This window comes from Gordonia sesuvii (genome assembly GCF_036350415.1).
Lineage (GTDB): Bacteria > Actinomycetota > Actinomycetes > Mycobacteriales > Mycobacteriaceae > Gordonia > Gordonia sesuvii.
This window is the reverse complement of sequence record NZ_JAZDUF010000003.1, coordinates 82,368-99,214: the sequence shown is the minus strand read 5'-3', so window position 1 is coordinate 99,214 and position 16,847 is coordinate 82,368. Positions and strand designations below refer to the sequence as shown.

Below are 16,847 nucleotides of genomic sequence, written 5' to 3'. Positions count from 1 at the left end.
CCTCATGGTCAATACCTATTGGAACGTCCGAACTTGGATTGCGCTCGGCGCCGCGCTGCTCGCGCTGATCGTCGCTATCGCTGTCACACCCGGATACACCAACCCGGGCAACATCTTCGCCCTTGTGCAGAGCTTCTCGACACTCGCATTGGTGGCAGGAGGTCTTGCGGTGGTCATGATCGCCGGTGAGTTCGATCTATCGATCGCGGGCGTGATGCCGCTGGCCGGTCTCATCACCGTCAAGGTGGGTCAGAGCGCCGGTATCGCGGTCGGCATCATCGTCGCGTTGATCGTCGCGGCATCTGTCGGAGTCCTCAACGGATATCTGACGTGGCGGTTTGCGGTTCCCTCGCTCGCCGTCACTGTCGGGACACTGGTCATGACAACCGGTTTGGGGTACTGGGTCACCGGCGGTGACGTGGTGACCATGCCCAACTATCAATTCGGTCTGTGGCTCGACAGTCCGGTAGGCGGCATCTTCTCCCCACGGAGCCTGGTCGCGCTGGTGTTGATCGCCGCCGTCATGCTCGTGATGAGCCGCACCTGGTTCGGCATGACCGTTCGGGCTGTCGGCAGCGATATCAATCGAGCTCGATTCTCCGGCCTGCCGACCGGCCGCGCCATGGTCACCGTGTTCATCATGAGTGCCGTGCTCGCAGGTGTGGCCGGGTCGCTGCAGGCGCTGTCGCTGGCCGCAGGCCAGCCCGGCAGCAATCTCAACTTCCTCCTTCAAACGGTCACCGCGGCGATCATTGGCGGCGTCGCACTGAGTGGCGGCAAAGGTCGGCTCAGTGGTGTAGTGGCCGGCGCGCTGCTCCTCGCTGTCCTGGGCAACGCCATGAGTTACCACGGAGCCCCCACGGCCGCAGTCCAACTCGTCTCCGGTGTGATCCTTCTGGCCATTCTTCTTCTCGATGTGCCACTGGACCGGCTGGTCGGGCGCGCACTGGAACAAGTCTCCACCAAGATCGAAAAGGTTCATCATGCAACTACTTAAGCGAAGTCGGTCTGTACTGGCACTGGGGTGCCTCGCGCTCGTCGCCGCGATTGTGGTGGGCTGCAGCCAGGATGCTGGTGCCGCACAGAATGAGCGTAAGCAGGTCGTCCTGCTGACGGTCTCGCAGACCTGCGACTACTGCGCGAAACACACCGACACCTTCAAAGCAGCGATGGCCGACGCCGGAATCGATCTGCGAGTGGTCGTGAACGAGTTCAATGCAGCAGAGCAGGCGCAGCAGGTGACACAGGCGATCAGCACCGAACCGGATGCCATCGTGGTGTGGCCGGCCGACTCCCGTGCCATTATCCCGTCCCTGGTCCGCATCAAGAGGTCCGGTATTCCGGTGGTGGTCACCAATTCGTACCCGCAGACAGAGGACACCAGTCTGTGGACGGCGTACACCGGACCCGACGACATCGCGAACGGACGGGCCGCCGCCCGTGCCTTGGTCGGGGGATTCCAGGCCAAGGGCTACGGCGATTCCGGAAACATCGTGGCTCTCGTGGGGCCGCCGGGCGCCCCACCGACCATCGACCGCCTCAAGGGATTCGAGGACGAACTGGCCAAGCTGGCCCCCGGAATCAAGGTGGTCGGCAGCCAGCCGGGAAACTGGGACCAAACAATCGCGACGTCAGCGTCGGCGACCCTGTTCACCCAGACTCGCGGCGACGACATCAAAGGCATGTACTCCGAGGCCGACAACATGATGGCTGGTGCGTTGGTCGCCGCGAAGCGCCAGGGCATCGACCCGTCGAAGCTGGTGATGGTCGGGCACAACTGCTCGATCGAGGGCTACACCAACATCAAGGCCGGCAGCCAGTACGCGACGGTCTTGCAGAGCCCGATCGAAGATGCAGATCTCGCGGCTCGCGCCGCTGAGAACATCCTGGCCGGACAAGAGGTCGAGAACGTGCAATATCTCGATCCACGGCCGGTCACCGAATCCAATATCAACACATGCGACCAAGCGGTCGGAAAGTGAGCACCCCGTGACATTCTGGACCATCGACCTGCCTGACACCGTGGTCGTCAGCGGAACCGCCAGCGGCCTTGGAAACGAGATCAGCACACAGTTGCTTCGCTGCGGCTCCACCGTGATCGGAGTGGATCTCAACGCCCCCGACCACGAGGCGCACGACAAGTATCAGCATGTTCAGGGCAGCGTGAGTGAAGCCGAAACGTGGGAAAAGGTGCGTAGCGCTCTCGACCCGTCCGGCAGCATCGGCTACGTCGGCTCGGCCGCCGTCTTGAGGGTCGGGACCCTCCTCGACGAAGACTTGGCCACCTGGCGCGACAGCTGGGAGGTGAACGTCCTGGGGAACGTCCTCGCCCTGCGTGCGTTGCTGCCCGTCATGGTGCAGGCACCACACGCCGCAGTCGTCGCAGTCAGCAGCATCGATGCTGACTTCGGTGAACAGCAGCTTGCCGCCTACGCCTCCAGCAAGGCGGCGATGAGTGCCGCAATGCGCACCGTGGCACTCGATTACGCCAGCACCGACGTCCAGTTCAATGTGCTCGCCCCGGGGCCGATGCGTGCTGGACTCTTCGAACGCCACCTGGCCTCTGCAGATGATCCCGGCAGGTTCCTCGCTACGCGCGAGGCCCGCCAACCCCGCGGCCGGATCACCGGTGTCGACGAGGTGGCGCGTGCCGCGCTGTTCCTTCTCAGCCCGGCATCGTCGGCGCTGCTCGGAACGACGGTGATCGCGGACGGTGGGCTCACGACCGGATTCGACTTTCGTACCGGGGCGGAAGGCTCCTCCGCGTGATCACCCCGGCACCTCGAACTCAGGAGACACCCGTGACCAGCACCCTCAACAGCAGTGACGCCGACATCACCAGTCTCGTGGCCGCCGAGAACGATCGATACACAGCGGCGATCGCCGCGGACGAGGACGCCTTCCGGCGGATTGCCCACCCAGCCCTGACATACGCCCACTCGGACGGCCGACGCGACACCCTTGACGAATATCTCGCCAAGCTCGTCAGCGGTGCCCTCGACTATCACTCGATCGAGCACCCGATCGCCGATGTGGTGATCTCCGGAGACACCGCGGTGGTCATCGGGGAAATGCGCGCCGAGTTGACCGTCGGGGGCCGGAGGAAAAACATCGACAACACCTGTATTGCCGTCTGGGTCCGCGAGAATGGGCTTTGGCTGCTGCTGGCCTACCAGCCCACCCCACGGCCGCAGCCGACTGGAGGTGCAACGTGACCACTGACCTCATGCGCCCGGATTCCCTGGCTCAGGCCGTTGTCGACAGCTTCGCCGACACCGAGAACCCGCGGCTCAAACATGTCCTTGAGAGTCTGACCCGGCACCTCCACGACTTCGTCGTCGACGTCAACCTCAGTTTGGAGGAATGGGAGACCGCGATCGACTTCCTGACCCGCACGGGTCAGAAATGCGACGACGTGCGGCAGGAGTTCATCCTGCTCTCTGATGTCTTGGGAGTGTCGATGCTGGTCGAGACACTCAACGACATCGAGACTCCCGAAGCCACCGACTCCACCGTCCTCGGCCCTTTCCATATGATCGATTCGCCGAGACGAGCTCTGGGCGAGAACATCTCGCCCGACAGTAGCGGCCAGAAATGCGTCGTTCACGGCACCATCCGCGACGAGCAGGGCGTTCCAGTGCCATCCGCGGTCATCGACGTGTGGCAAGCGGACGCGGAGGGCTTCTACGACGTGCAGCAGCCCGAATCCCAGCAGCAAGGAAACGGGCGTGGCCTGTTCACAGCTGACGAGAACGGTCGGTTCCACTTTCAGTCTGTCGTGCCCTCGCACTACCCGATCCCCACCGACGGGCCGGTCGGGGAACTGCTCGCCGCTACAGGCCGCCACGCGTACCGTCCCGCGCATATCCACTTCATCGTCGGTGCACCGGGATTCCGCGAGCTGACCACTCACATTTTCGTCGAGCACAGCCGGTACCTGGGTAGCGATGCGGTGTTCGCGGTGAAGAGCTCACTCGTGCGCGACTTCACTCCTCGGCCGGCCGGCACCGACAATCCGTGCGGTCTCGTCGAACCGTTCGTCGAAGCGCAGATCGACATCACATTGCACGACGAAAGCGGTGACGACACCTGATGGATCACTTTCTGTACGAAGCCTTACCGATGCGAGTTCGTTTCGGTGACAACTCGCTCGAGGAACTCCCGGCCGAACTGGGGGCGCTGGGTGCGTCGACCGCACTTGTCCTGACCACACCGCAACAAGCCGACCTGGGCGAACAGGTCAATGGCCTTCTAGGGAGAGCAGGGGCCGGCGTGTATCCGCACGCGGCCATGCACGTCCCGGTGGCCACCGTGACCGCGGCACGCGAGCACGCTGCCCGCGTCGGGGCGGACGCACTGATCTGCGCCGGAGGGGGTTCGACAACCGGGCTCGGTAAGGCGATCGCGCTCGACTCGGATCTCCCGATCATCGCGGTTCCTACCACGTACGCGGGTTCGGAGATGACCCCCATCTGGGGAATGACAGAGGAGTCGGTCAAGAGAACGGGCCGCAACCTGCGCGTCCTACCGCGATCGGTGGTGTACGACCCCACGTTGACCGTTGGTCTGCCGGTTGGCATCTCGGTGACCAGTGGACTCAACGCAGTCGCTCACGCAGTCGAGGCGTTGTACGCCCCCGACGCGTCGCCGGTCCTCTCGCTGATGGCGGCCGAGGGGGTCGCGAAGATGCTGAAGGCGCTTCCCAGAATCGCCGGCGACCCGGCCGATGCCACCGGACGCTCGGACGCGTTGTACGCGGCGTGGTTGTGTGGGGCCGTCCTCGGCGCCACCACCATGGGGTTACACCACAAGCTCTGCCATATTCTCGGAGGCACTTTCGACCTCCCGCACGCCGAGACGCATGCGATCGTGTTGCCGTACGTGATGGCATTCAACCTACAGTCGTCACCGGATGCGCTGCGGGCCATGGAGAAGGCGACCGGGAGCGATTCGCCTGCCACTGCCGTGCGCAAGCTGGAACGATCGCTGGATGTGCCGCCGTCGCTCGCAGCGATCGGGATGCCCGAAGACGGCATCGACGAGGTGGTCCGTCAAGCGGTAGACGCGCCCTACAGCAATCCGCGCCCGGTCACCGAGTCCGACCTCGTCGGGCTGCTCGAGGCGGCGTTCTGCGGGAGCGAGCCCGAATGAGCAGCGTGGAAGCGTCGACGCTCGACGAAGAGGTTGCGGACACCGGCGTCATGACGCTCAGCGTTGGCCGTGACCAGATGACGGTGAAACCCTTCGTCCATCGGCAGGCTCCTGCACCCATCGGCCCCGTCGATCTGCGCGTGCGTCTGGCGTTCGTCGGGATCTGCGGCACCGACGCGGAGATCCTGCACGGGCGTCTGCCCGACACCTTTCGGATCAATTACCCCCATTCGTTGGGTCACGAATGGTCCGGAGTGGTCGAGGCGGTCGGTGAGCACGTCACGGGTTTTCGTCGGGGTGACCGTGTCCTGGGACATGGTCATCTGGGCGGGAACGATTGGTTCGGAGTCACTCACGACGGGGCTGCGGCTGAGGTGTTCACCGTACCTGCGGCTATGTGTTTTCATGTCCCGGACGTCACGTCAATGCTGAGTGCCGCGGTGATCGAGCCGTTCGCGTGCGTGTTGCAGGCGTTGACCACGGCCGGCGGCGTCAGCGCCGCCGACACCGTGCACGTCCACGGTCTCGGCGCGATCGGGCTCACCACCCTCATGCAGTGCCGTCACGCGGGCGCACAGGTGATCGTGTTCGACCCGAGCCCCCTCCGTCGCCAACGGGCGCTCGACCTCGGTGCGGTAGGTGCTATCGACCCGCTCGTCGGGGAGGTCCCCGACTTGGCCGCCGCGGTCGATGGTCGTCCCGATGCCGATCTCGTCGTGGAGGCATCAGGAAACGCCTACGCGCAGGCGAACGCCCTCGAGGGCGCCGCCAATCTTGGCCGCGTCATCCTCATGGGGGTCTCCCGCCCGCAGGCCGTACCCGCTCGACTCGGCCTGATTCAGGAACGCGGCCTTGTGGTCCGGACATCGGTCGGTGCGCCCGCCGCGGTCTGGCCGGCGGCGATTCGTCATGTGCGCAACAGCCGTATCGACCTGTCCGCCATCGTGTCGGAGGTCTTCCCGCTGTCGCGGGGAGTCGAAGCGCTGGCCGCCGCCCAAGACACCACCACCCATGTGAAAGTCATGCTCGCGCCGGACGATCCCGATCCTGCGCGTGCGATTTCCGCCGAACTCGAGGAGAGCGCTCCATGAAAACCACCATCAACAAGGACATCCTGGCCACATGCTGGACATGGGCGGGCGACGCAGCTCCCGCGCGTGGTGACGAGACCAGCCCGGTGGAGATAGGTCGGCGCATCGAAGCCGTGGCAGAGGCCGGCTGGCAGGGAGTGGGCCTTGTGCACGCGGACCTCACGACCATCGGTGCTGGTATCGGCCTACCCAAACTCAAGGAAATACTCGACGCCAACGACATCACGATCGTCGAACTCGAGTTCATCACCAACTGGTGGGCCGACGGTGAGGTGAAGCGAGAGTCGGACCGGGTGCGTGACGAGTTGTTCGAGGCCGCGGCGATCCTCGGTGCCCGCACGGTCAAGACGGGCGCGGAGTTGCAGTCCTTCGGGGCCACCACCGGCAGTGTGTCGCTGGACGTGTTCGCCGAGAAGTTCGACGTACTCGCAGATGTGGCGGGAAGCCACGGCGTCAGGGTCGCTCTGGAGCCGATGCCGATGTCGAACATCACGACCATCGACGCTGGCTCCGACTTCATCCGCACGGTCGGCAACCGGCACGGGGGACTGGTCGTGGATACCTGGCATGTGGCCCGCGGCGGAACGGATTTCGGCCGCCTCCCGGAGATTCTTCCGATGGAGCATGTCTTCGTCGTGGAACTGGACGACGCCCCTGCCGAACCGGTTGGCACCCTGTGGGATGACACATGCGATCGTCGGCAGAACCCCGGCGAGGGCCAACTCGACACGGTCCGCTTCGTCGAGGAAATGGTTCGCGCCGGCTGGAAGGGACATTGGGGCGTGGAGATCATCGCCGAGGCGCAACGTCGGCTGCCAGTCGAGCAAGCGGTGCAGCGCACCGCGGCGGCCACCCGGGATGTCCTCAGCGCAGCAGAGAAGAATCTCGCATGACGACGACCGACATGCTGATCCGGTCCTTGGAGGACCGGCGATATGACGCGATCACCTCAGGCGACTTCGATTCGTTCGCGGCGCTCGCCCATCCGAGTTTGGTCTACACGCACTCCAATGGTGCCACGGACACGCTCGAGTCCTATATGGACAAGTGCAGCAAGGGATTCTACGTCTACCACCAGGTCGATCATCCGATTGACTTCATCCGCATCGTCGGCGACGTCGCACTGGTGGTCGGAGAGATGAACGCGGCGATCACCGCAGGGGGCGTCGAGAAGGTACTTCGTAACCGGTGCCTCGCCGTGTGGAAGGTACTCGACGGCGAGTGGAAGCTGCTGGCCTACCAACCAACCCCGATCTGATCGGGCTCTACCAATCTAGGAAAGAAGGGTCTCATCATGGAGACAGGACTCGGCGGCAAGGTGGTCGTCATCACCGGCGGCGCCTCGGGTATCGGCGCTGCGAGCGCGCGTGCGTTCGCAGCCGAAGGCGCTAAGCTCGCCGTCGTCGACCGAGATGCGGCGGGACTGGAGAAACTCGCCGATGAACTCGGCGCGTCGATGAGTTTTGCGGTCGCTGATCTCGCGACATCGGAAGGCGTCACCACCGGTATCGACGAGGCCCTTGCGCCCTACGACGGCCACGTCGATGTGTTGTTCAACAACGTGGGTGCGGGAAGCCTCGGTCTGTTCGACACACTGACAGATCAGGATTGGGTCGACACCCTGCAGTTGAACTTTCTCAGTCAGGTGCGTGCCGCCACCCACCTGTTGCCGCGCATGCGAGAGGCGAAGTCGGGGGTTATCGTCAACAACGCTTCGGACCTGGGCCGTCAACCGATTGTTGGTGGACCGGACTACGCGGCCTCGAAAGCGGCGATCCTCTCGTTCACCACGTCGCTCGCAAAGTCCGAGGGACCGTATATCCGGGTCAACGCCGTGGCGGCCGGTGCGACGATGTCCCCGATGTGGTCTATGCCCGGAGGGCTGGCAGATACCTTCGCGGCCATTCATCAGGTTTCGCGCGACGAATCGATCGAGGCCGAGATGCGGTCTCGAGCTCTACCCCTCGCCCGGATCGGCCAGCCTCACGAAGTGGCGAATGTCGTGGTGTTCCTTGCGTCTGACCTCGCGTCGTATGTCACGTCGAGTGTTTACGGAGTCGACGGCGGCTCGATCGGCAGCATCGTCTGACGGCGCCTGCGTGGCCGCAGTCGCAAAGTAGTTGCTTGCGCCCTCTATTGCGCTATGAAACGATATAGCAGGCGCGTGCAACTAAATGTGCGCCAGCGCCCGCACCACGTACGCATCACTCACCTCGATCCAGTGGTGCGTCGACACAACCAACGTCAGGAGACCGAATCGATGTCGGAACTGTTCGTCCCGCTGACCATCGGCGACATGACCATGCCGAATCGTGTGGTGATGTCCCCCCTCACCCGCTGCCGCGCGGGGGAGGGGCGGGTACCCACCGAGCTGATGGCGACCTACTACGCCCAGCGAGCCGGAGCCGGCCTCATCATCAGTGAGGCGACGGTGGTCAGCGCACAAGGCGTCGGCTACCGCAACACGCCGGGGATCTGGTCGGACGAGCAGGTCGAGGGGTGGCGACAGGTCACCAGCGCCGTCCACTCCGCCGGAGGGCGCATCTTCCTGCAGCTGTGGCACGTCGGTCGCATCTCGGATCCCGAATTGCTCGACGGCGAACTCCCGGTGGCGCCCAGCGCCATCGCGGCGGCCGGACGCGTCCGGCAATTGCGTCCGCACCGGCCATACCCGACGCCTCGTGCGCTCGATACGGCCGAAATCCCTTCCATCGTGGATGATTTCCGCCGTGGTGCGGTGAATGCCAAGGCGGCCGGATTCGACGGCGTCGAAGTGCACGCAGCCAACGGCTATCTCATCGACCAGTTCCTCCAGGACAGCACCAACAAGCGGACCGACCACTATGGCGGCAGCATCGAGAACCGATCGCGATTCCTGCTCGAGATCGTCGACGCGGTCGCCTCTGTGTGGGGCGCCGACAATGTGGGTGTGCACCTGCGGCCGCGGGGCGAGGAGCACGACATGGGCGACAGCGACCCGCGCGCGCTCTTCACGCACGTCGCAGCCGAGTTGCGTGATCGGGGCGTCGGTTTCCTGTTCATCCGCGAGATCGAAGCAGCGGATAGTGTCCTGCCGCGCATCAAGGAGACGTTCGGCGGCCCGGTGTTCGCGAACGAGGAGATGTCTTCTGACGACGCGGAACGCATGCTGCGCGATGGTGTGGCCGACGCAGTGGCATTCGGCCGGGACTTCATCGCCACGCCGGACCTGCCGGAGCGCCTTGCCGCCGGCGCGCCGTTGAACACCCCCGATCCGTCGAGCTTCTACGGTGGCGGTGCTGCAGGGTACGTCGATTATCCCGTGCTCAGCGAGGTGTGACCTCGCGTCGGCCGATCGGTGGGCTTTCGCCTGCGTATGATGGGCCATCGGGCGAAAGGAGTCGCGAATGGCGTTCTCTGACGACGCGGTTGAGGTGCGCGCACAGGGATGGCGTGCGCTGACTGCGTTTCACCACCTGGTCGAGGACAAGCTGGAAGCTGCTCTGCAATCGGGTACGAACCTGTCCGTGGTCGAGTACAGCGTGCTCGATGTCCTGAGCCGCCAGCACGGGGAACTGCATATGCGAATGCAGCAACTCGCGCGCGCGACAGCGCTCTCGACGAGCGCCACCACCCGTCTCGTGAATCGGCTCGAAACGCGCGGTTTGCTGGCGCGGTTCATCTGTGTGGACGACCGGCGGGGGATCTACACCGAGTTGACCCGCGACGGTCAGCGCCTGCTGGAGCAGGCCCGTCCTGCCTACGACGAGGCACTGCAGACTGCGCTGGAGGAGGCGGCCGCCGTGCCCGAGCTGGCGCCTCTGGTCGACATGTTCGGAGATTTACACGCGGCACTGTGAGATCCGCGGCAACGCGCGACCATCGGATCTCCTCGTGGGCTGGTCTCGCCATGTCCTCGCCCAGCGGCTAGTGACCTGCGGCTCGGGTTTATTCGGTCGGCTGATCGGTGGCGATCTGGGTCTCCTCGGCAACCTGTCCGGACACCGCGAGCAGCAGTTGCCGCACGGCCATCGCGCGACGGAACGACGCGCCGCTCAGCTCGTCGAGCGCGCACTCCGGATCGGCGGGCGGACCCAGATGTGTGCAGCCACGCGGACATTCCTCGATGGCGTCGCGGAGATCGTCGAAGGCGTCGACGATGTCGTCGGGTCCGACGTGTGCGAGGCCGAACGACCGGATGCCCGGAGTGTCGACCACCCATCCCTGCTCCGCCGACCGCGAACCGGGCAGCGGAAGGGCCACCGACTGGGTGGACGTGTGGCGCCCCTTGCCGACGCCGGACACCTCGCCGGTGGCCCGTTCTGCCTCCGGCACAAGACGATTCACCAATGTCGACTTGCCGACCCCGGAATGCCCGATCAGCGCCGTGACGTGTCCGTCGAGGATCTCGCTGACCGCATCGATCGGGTCGTCACGCCCGGCGAGGACGATGGGCAGCCCGAGGTCGTCGAACGCGCCGGCGAACTCGGCCGGGTCGGCCAGATCCGATTTGGTGAGGCACAGGATCGGTGTGAGCCCGCCGACGTAGGCGGCGGCGAGGGCGCGTTCGACGAACCCGGTCCGCGGCGGCGGGTCGGCGAGCGCGGTGACGATCAGCAGCTGGTCGGCGTTGGCCACCACGATGCGTTCATACGGGTCGGTGTCGTCGGCGGTGCGGCGCAGCACGGTCGTACGGTCGGCCACTCGCACGATTCGCGCCAGCGTGTCCGGGCGTCCCGTCAGATCCCCGACGACAGAGACCTCGTCGCCGACGACGACCGGCGTCCGGCCCAGTTCACGAGCCCGCATCGCGACCACGGGTCGACCGGGGTCACCGTCGAGCACGCAGCCCCAGCGGCCGCGGTCGACGGAGATTACCATGGCGTCGACCGCGTCGTCATGGCTGGGTCGTTGTTTGGTGCGTGGTCGGCTGCCCTTGCCGGGACGTATCCGGACGTCGGACTCGTCGTAGCTCGAGGCGCGCCGGCTCACGTCAGGGATGCCCGATCATCTTCTGCCACATGCCCGGAAAGTCCGGCAGCGTCTTCTGCGTGGTCTCCACATCGGCGACGGTGACACCCTGCACCACCAGGCCGACGAGCGCTCCGGCGGTGGCCATCCGGTGGTCGGCGTAGGACTCCCACACCCCGCCGTGCATGGTCGCCGGTGCGATCCGCAGTCCGTCGTCGGTCTCGGTGCAGTCGCCGCCGAGCCGGTTGATCTCGGTGGTCAGGGCGGCCAGGCGGTTGGTTTCGTGGCCGCGCAGGTGCGCGATACCCGACAACACCGACTCGCCGTCGGCGAGCGCGCACAGCGCGGCGATGGTGGGGGTCAACTCGCCGATGGCACGCAGGTCGATGTTGATGCCGGTCAACTTCTCCGGGCCGCGGACGGTCAGGTCGCCGCCGGAATGATCGATGGCGCAACCCATCTCGGCAAGGACGTCGACGATCTGGGCGCCGGGTTGGGTGGTGGCCGACGGCCAGCGCGGCACCGTCACCGACCCGTTCGTGACGGCTGCGGCGGCGAGGAATGCTGCGGCGTTCGACAGGTCCGGCTCGATGTCACGGTCAAGCGCAGCGATCGTCGACGACGACACCTGCCACGTCTCGGGGTTCGGGTGTTGCACGACGACACCCGATTCGGCCAGCATGTCGACGGTCATGTCGATGTGCGGCATCGACGGGACCGGCGGGCCGACGTGGCGCACCGTGACACCGTCGTCGAATCGGGCCGCCGACAGCAGCAGACCCGACACGAACTGCGACGACGCCGACGCGTCGATGGTGACCTCGCCGCCGGGCGCGGCGCCGGTGCCGTCGATGGTGAACGGCAGTCGTTCTCCGCTGACAGCGACACCGAGGTCGCGCAGCGCGTCGAGGATGGTGGACAGCGGGCGGGTACGGGCCTGTTCGTCGCCGTCGAACGTGACGGTTCCGGTCGCGAAGGCGGCCACCGGCGGCAGGAACCGCATGACGGTGCCGGCCAGGCCGCAATAGACGTCGGCGCCGCGCATGGTCCGGGGGGTGATCAGCACCGTGGTCTCGTCGTCGGGATCGACCTGCACACCGGTGCCGAGGCCGCTGAGCCCGCTGAGCATGAGATTGGTGTCGCGGCTGCGCAGCGCGCCGCGCACGGTGGAGGGACCGTCCGCGAGGGCCGCCAGGATGAACGCCCGATTGGTGATCGACTTCGAGCCGGGCAGCTCCACGGTGGCCTCGACCGGCGACGTCACGGTGGGCGCACCCCAGATACTCATGCGGTCCAGTCTGTCATGGTCGATCGCCCGGTCACCGTGCCTGCTGTCACCGGGTCGCCGCGGTCACCGGGTGTCCCGCCGCAGCGGGTGATCGGCGGGGATCTCCACGAGGATGATCGTCCGGCCGTCGGGGTCGGCGATGTGCATCTCGACGAGGCCCCAGGGTTCGGTGCGGGCCTCCCGCACGATGTCGACGTCGGCTGCGCGGAGCTCGGTTTCTGCGGACGACATGTCGCGGACCTGTAGCCACAGCGCGGCGTCGGCGCCTCCGCCGGTCCCCACGTCGTCGCTCATGTGTGCGGGCACCTCGATCAGCCCGTTGCCCGCATGGAACACCACCCCACCCGGATACTCCCGGGCCACGGCGAGCTTCAGCCGGTGTCGGTAGAACGTCTGCAGCCGCTCGGGATCGGCCGACCGCAGCAGGACCCGGCTGCTCAGAACCTCCACGCCTACTGTCCGTCGGTCGACCCGTCGGTGCCGCCCACCGCGTGGCCCCGATTGATGTCGTGGCCGTGCCGGGAGGCCTCGTAGATCGCCTTCTCCTTGGCGATCCGGGCGGTCTCGCCGATGGCCTTGGCGTCACCGAAGGCGAACGCCGAGTCGTGCGGGTACTCGTGCGGTTTGTCCGGGTCGTCGTCGATGAGGGCGTCGGCCGGATGGTGATCGTCGCGGGGGCTGTCGGACATGAACCAACGATAAACCGAGATGGCCCCTCATAGGGGTTACCCGAGTAGGGGTTACCCGAGCAGGGTCAGGAACCGCGCCTGGTGAACCCGCCGTCGGTGTGCGAGTCCCACGTCTCGAACAAGCGGAGGACCTTGGGGTCACCCTGCTCCTTGATCCAGTCGCACAGGTCTTTCGGCGCCGACGGGTTGGTGACGATGAACGGATGCAGATCCGGATCGTGTTCGGCGAGGTAGCGCAGGGTGTCCGGCGGCGAATCCGGGTCGGCGGCGGCGAGCGCGTCGCGCGGATCGAACGCGGCGGCACGGATCGAGTCCGAGGCGGCGAGGTTCGCACCGGTCGGGTCGGCGACCTCGATCTCGCCGGTGTTGTGGTAGTCGACCGGGTCGGGTGAGGTGCTGCGGGTGTTCAGCAACAGGTTGAGCAGGATGGCGGTCAGGGCGCCGGCGGAGATGCCGGAGTGGAAGATGGTCTGGAACCAGTCCGGGAACTGGTGATACAGATCCAGCGACACGTTGACCGGCGCGTCGCCCAGGTCGCGGTTGGTGTAGTAGAGCTTCGCCTCGGTCAGCATCGCCACACCCACCGAGATGGCCACGACCAGCACGTTGGTGTTGTTGAACTTGACCTTGCTCAGCGTCCGCACACCGCTGGCGGCGACCATGCCGAACAGCGCGACACCGGCGCCGCCGAGCACCGGCATCGGGATGCCTTCGACGACGGCCGCCATCTTCGGCAGCAGTCCGAGGATCACCAGGATGATGCCCGCGCAGGTGGCGACGTGACGGGTCTTGACGCCGGTGATCGCCACGAGGCCGACGTTCTGCGCGAACGCGGTGTACGGGAAGGTGTTGAAAACACCGCCGAGCACTGTTCCGAGGCCGTCGGCGCGCATACCGTCGGCGAGTTTCTGCGGCGTGATCTTCTTGTCGACGATCTCACCGACCGCGACGATGTCGCCGGTCGTCTCGGTCATGATCACCAGCGCCACGATGATCAGAGCGATGATCGAGGAGATCTCGAAGGTCGGCGCACCGAATTGGAAGGGCTGGGGGATGCCGATCCAGGGGTTCTCGCCGACGGCATCCCAGTTCGCCATCCCGAAGGGCAGCGAGACCAGCGTGCCGACGACCAGGCCGATCAGCACCGAGACGCGTTTGATCGGGCCCGGTGCGAACCGTTCCAGCGCGATGATCACCGCGAGGGTGAAGAAGCCGAAGGCGATGGCCTTGGGTTCGCCGAAGTCCTCGCCGGCCGCGGTGCCGCCGCCGAACCAGCCCGCGGCGACGCGCATCAGCGAGACGCCGATGATGAGGATGATGGTGCCGGTCACCAGCGGCGGGAAGAACCGGATCAGTTTCCCGACGACGGGTGCGGCCAGGATCATGAACAGGCCGCAACAGATCACCGATCCGTAGATCGCGGTGATGCCGTGGCTCTGACCGATGGTGATCATCGGCCCGACGGCGGCGAACGTGACGCCCTGCATCAGGGGCAGCCGCACACCGAATCGCCAGAAACCGACCGCCTGCAGGATCGTCGCGATACCGGCGACGAACAGGTCGGCCATGATCAGGTGGACGATGTCCCCCTGTTCGAGCTGACCCGCGCTGACCATCGCTCCGCCGACGATCAGCGGCACCGCGACGGCGCCGGCGTACATCGCGAGAACGTGCTGGATACCAAGGGGGAGGAGCTTGGCCAACGGCGGTATCTCATCCACCGGATGAGGTGTCGTCTTGCCGCGCTTGATCGTGTCGAGAACCGCCATATGCAGTGTGTACGAGCCGGTCGTTTCCGTTGTGGCGCAATCGTATGACGGTGATGTTTCGGCGAAGATATATCGTGCGGCACGTCGTCGCGCCGGCGCGCGCACAATGGTGCGATGGCACGTCAGACGAGTCGGCGAAGTGCGGGTCTGTTGCTGTATCGGCGGGTGGACGGGGGCCCGGACCGTGGCGCAGACGGCGGCATCGAGGTGCTGATCGCGCATCCCGGCGGGCCGCTGTGGGCGCGCAAGGACGCGGGCGCCTGGTCGATCCCGAAAGGTCTGTACGAACTCGACGAGACACCGCTGGCGACGGCGCGTCGTGAGTTCGCCGAGGAGATGGGCAGCCCGCCGCCCGACGGGCCGGTCATCGAACTCGGCGAGGTGACGCTGAAGAGCGGCAAGGTGGTCACCGGGTTCGCGATCGAAGGTGATTTCGACGTGAAGACGCTGGTCAGCAACACCTTCGAGATGCAGTGGCCGCCGCGGTCCGGACGGTTTCAGGAGTTCCCCGAGATCGATCGCGCCGAGTGGGTCGACCCCGCGACCGCGCGCTCGGCGCTCAATCCCGCCCAAGCGGCGTTCGTCGACCGTCTCCTGTCGGCGTTGTGATCGGTGCCGAACCCGATGAGGGTGCCCTGACTTCAGCGAATACTGAGGTTTGGGTTGACGCCGGGCGGAACCGGCGCAGACTGGACACCATCACGGCCCTGTGATGCGGAACACAGCCCTGTCCGCTGAATCGAGGATGTGTACATGAAAGACGTCCTGCCCGTGCTGGTGGAACGCTGGCGCAACGGCGAGACGGTCGGATTGACGACCGTCGTGGCGACCTTCGGATCGGCCCCGCGGCAGCCGGGGGCCGCGATGCTGCGGCTGGAGGACGGCACGGTCGTCGGGTCGGTGTCGGGCGGGTGTGTCGAAGGGGCCGTGTACGAACTCGCCGGTGAGGCGATGCGGACGGGACGGCCGACCGCCGAGCGGTACGGGATCGCCGACGACGACGCCTTCGCCGTCGGCCTCACCTGCGGCGGCACCCTCGACGTGTTCTGCGAACCGGTGACCGCGACGACCTGGCCCGCACTCGACCAGCTCGCCGACGCCGTCGCGGCACGACGGCCCGTGGCGACTGCGACCGTGACCTCCTCGGCGCACGCGGACCCACCGGTGGGCGGTCATCTCGTCGTCACGCCCGACGGTGTGGGCGGCACGCTCGGCGACGCGGACCTCGACCGCGTGGTGGCGGAGGATGCGCGGGGTCTGCTGGACCTGGGGGAGTCGACGACGCTGCGGTACGGCGCCGGCGGGCTCCGGACAGGTGAGGACATCGCGGTGTTCGTCAACAGCTTCGCCCCGCCGCCGCGGCTGATCGTGTTCGGAGCGGTCGACTTCGCCGCGGCCGTCGCGGAGGCGGGTGCCGCGCTCGGCTACCACGTGACCGTGTGCGATGCCCGCGGTGTGTTCGCCACGCGGCACCGGTTCCCCGCCGCCGACGAGGTCGTCGTGGACTGGCCCCATCGCTACCTGCGCAACGAACTGGCGGCCGGCCGGGTCGACTCGCGGGCGGCGATCTGCGTGCTCACCCATGACCCGAAGTTCGACGTACCGGCATTGCGGGCGGCGTTCGAGACACCGCCGGGCGTCTACATCGGCGCCATGGGTTCGCGGCGCACCCACGAGGACCGCCTGCGCCGGCTACGCGACGACGGGGCAACCGAGGCCGACCTCGCTCGGCTGCACTCGCCGATCGGCCTCGACCTCGGCGCACGGACCCCCGCCGAGACCGCGGTCTCCATCGTCGCCGAGATCATCGCCGTCCGACGCGGCGGCAGCGGGATCAACCTCACCCGCCTCGCCGACCACATCCATCCCGACGTCGTCCGCAGCCCCGTCAGCTCGCCCTAGAGGAGAC

At 66.3% G+C, this 16,847-nt stretch carries 19 protein-coding genes; 14 read left to right on the top strand and 5 right to left on the bottom strand.

Annotation, left to right across the window (positions count from 1 at the left end; all coding sequences use genetic code 11):
- Positions 1–4 precede the first annotated feature (4 nt).
- From VZC37_RS11395 to VZC37_RS11340, 12 genes are all read left to right on the top strand, one after another.
- On the top strand, positions 5–997 hold the full coding sequence (locus VZC37_RS11395; RefSeq protein WP_330433126.1) for an ABC transporter permease: 993 nt from the start codon (positions 5–7) through the stop codon (positions 995–997).
- On the top strand, positions 984–1,982 hold the full coding sequence (locus VZC37_RS11390; RefSeq protein ID WP_330432618.1) for a sugar ABC transporter substrate-binding protein: 999 nt from the start codon (positions 984–986) through the stop codon (positions 1,980–1,982). Before VZC37_RS11395 ends, VZC37_RS11390 begins: the two co-directional genes overlap by 14 nt.
- A gap of 7 nt (positions 1,983–1,989) precedes the next feature.
- A complete protein-coding gene (locus VZC37_RS11385; protein WP_330432617.1) occupies positions 1,990–2,769 on the top strand; it encodes an SDR family NAD(P)-dependent oxidoreductase in 780 nt (259 codons plus the stop codon).
- A gap of 32 nt (positions 2,770–2,801) precedes the next feature.
- A complete protein-coding gene (locus VZC37_RS11380; protein ID WP_330432616.1) occupies positions 2,802–3,215 on the top strand; it encodes a nuclear transport factor 2 family protein in 414 nt (137 codons plus the stop codon).
- 11 nt (positions 3,216–3,226) lie between these two features.
- Positions 3,227–4,093 (top strand): dioxygenase family protein, encoded by an 867-nt coding sequence (locus VZC37_RS11375; RefSeq protein ID WP_330433125.1) that lies wholly within the window; start codon positions 3,227–3,229, stop codon positions 4,091–4,093.
- Complete coding sequence (locus tag VZC37_RS11370) at positions 4,093–5,151, top strand: maleylacetate reductase (protein WP_330432615.1); 1,059 nt, start codon at positions 4,093–4,095, stop codon at positions 5,149–5,151. Before VZC37_RS11375 ends, VZC37_RS11370 begins: the two co-directional genes overlap by 1 nt.
- Positions 5,148–6,242 (top strand): zinc-dependent alcohol dehydrogenase, encoded by a 1,095-nt coding sequence (locus VZC37_RS11365; RefSeq protein WP_330432614.1) that lies wholly within the window; start codon positions 5,148–5,150, stop codon positions 6,240–6,242. The genes VZC37_RS11370 and VZC37_RS11365 overlap by 4 nt, the downstream gene beginning before the upstream one ends.
- Entirely contained in the window at positions 6,239–7,135 is an 897-nt protein-coding gene (locus VZC37_RS11360; RefSeq protein WP_330432613.1) for a sugar phosphate isomerase/epimerase family protein, read from the top strand. The genes VZC37_RS11365 and VZC37_RS11360 overlap by 4 nt, the downstream gene beginning before the upstream one ends.
- Positions 7,132–7,500 (top strand): nuclear transport factor 2 family protein, encoded by a 369-nt coding sequence (locus VZC37_RS11355; RefSeq protein WP_330432612.1) that lies wholly within the window; start codon positions 7,132–7,134, stop codon positions 7,498–7,500. Before VZC37_RS11360 ends, VZC37_RS11355 begins: the two co-directional genes overlap by 4 nt.
- 60 nt (positions 7,501–7,560) lie before the next feature.
- Positions 7,561–8,331, top strand: coding sequence for an SDR family NAD(P)-dependent oxidoreductase (locus tag VZC37_RS11350; RefSeq protein WP_330432611.1), 771 nt, complete (start codon positions 7,561–7,563; stop codon positions 8,329–8,331).
- 171 nt (positions 8,332–8,502) lie between these two features.
- Complete coding sequence (locus tag VZC37_RS11345; protein ID WP_330432610.1) at positions 8,503–9,561, top strand: alkene reductase; 1,059 nt, start codon at positions 8,503–8,505, stop codon at positions 9,559–9,561.
- A gap of 67 nt (positions 9,562–9,628) precedes the next feature.
- Positions 9,629–10,081, top strand: a complete 453-nt coding sequence (locus tag VZC37_RS11340; RefSeq protein ID WP_330432609.1) for a MarR family winged helix-turn-helix transcriptional regulator — start codon at positions 9,629–9,631, stop codon at positions 10,079–10,081.
- An 88-nt stretch (positions 10,082–10,169) separates the two neighbouring features.
- On the opposite strand, the gene rsgA is transcribed toward VZC37_RS11340, so the two are convergent.
- From rsgA to VZC37_RS11315, 5 genes are all read right to left on the bottom strand, one after another.
- Positions 10,170–11,213, bottom strand: coding sequence for a ribosome small subunit-dependent GTPase A (rsgA, locus tag VZC37_RS11335; RefSeq protein ID WP_330432608.1), 1,044 nt, complete (start codon positions 11,211–11,213; stop codon positions 10,170–10,172).
- 1 nt (position 11,214) lies between these two features.
- Positions 11,215–12,480 carry a 3-phosphoshikimate 1-carboxyvinyltransferase gene (gene aroA / locus VZC37_RS11330; protein WP_330432607.1) on the bottom strand — a complete coding sequence of 422 codons (1,266 nt, stop codon included), beginning with the start codon at positions 12,478–12,480 and terminating at the stop codon, positions 11,215–11,217.
- Positions 12,481–12,543: 63 nt separating this feature from the next.
- Complete coding sequence (locus VZC37_RS11325; RefSeq protein ID WP_330432606.1) at positions 12,544–12,930, bottom strand: VOC family protein; 387 nt, start codon at positions 12,928–12,930, stop codon at positions 12,544–12,546.
- Positions 12,931–12,932: 2 nt separating this feature from the next.
- Positions 12,933–13,169, bottom strand: a complete 237-nt coding sequence (locus VZC37_RS11320) for a hypothetical protein (protein WP_330432605.1) — start codon at positions 13,167–13,169, stop codon at positions 12,933–12,935.
- Positions 13,170–13,234: 65 nt separating this feature from the next.
- Positions 13,235–14,938, bottom strand: coding sequence for a nucleobase:cation symporter-2 family protein (locus VZC37_RS11315; RefSeq protein ID WP_330432604.1), 1,704 nt, complete (start codon positions 14,936–14,938; stop codon positions 13,235–13,237).
- 114 nt (positions 14,939–15,052) lie between these two features.
- Here VZC37_RS11315 and VZC37_RS11310 point away from each other — a divergent pair, with 114 nt between their 5' ends.
- Positions 15,053–15,547: an NUDIX hydrolase gene (locus VZC37_RS11310; RefSeq protein ID WP_330432603.1), complete on the top strand. Its 495-nt coding sequence runs from the start codon at positions 15,053–15,055 to the stop codon at positions 15,545–15,547.
- A 144-nt stretch (positions 15,548–15,691) separates the two neighbouring features.
- On the top strand, positions 15,692–16,840 hold the full coding sequence (locus VZC37_RS11305; protein WP_330432602.1) for an XdhC family protein: 1,149 nt from the start codon (positions 15,692–15,694) through the stop codon (positions 16,838–16,840).
- Positions 16,841–16,847 lie beyond the last annotated feature (7 nt).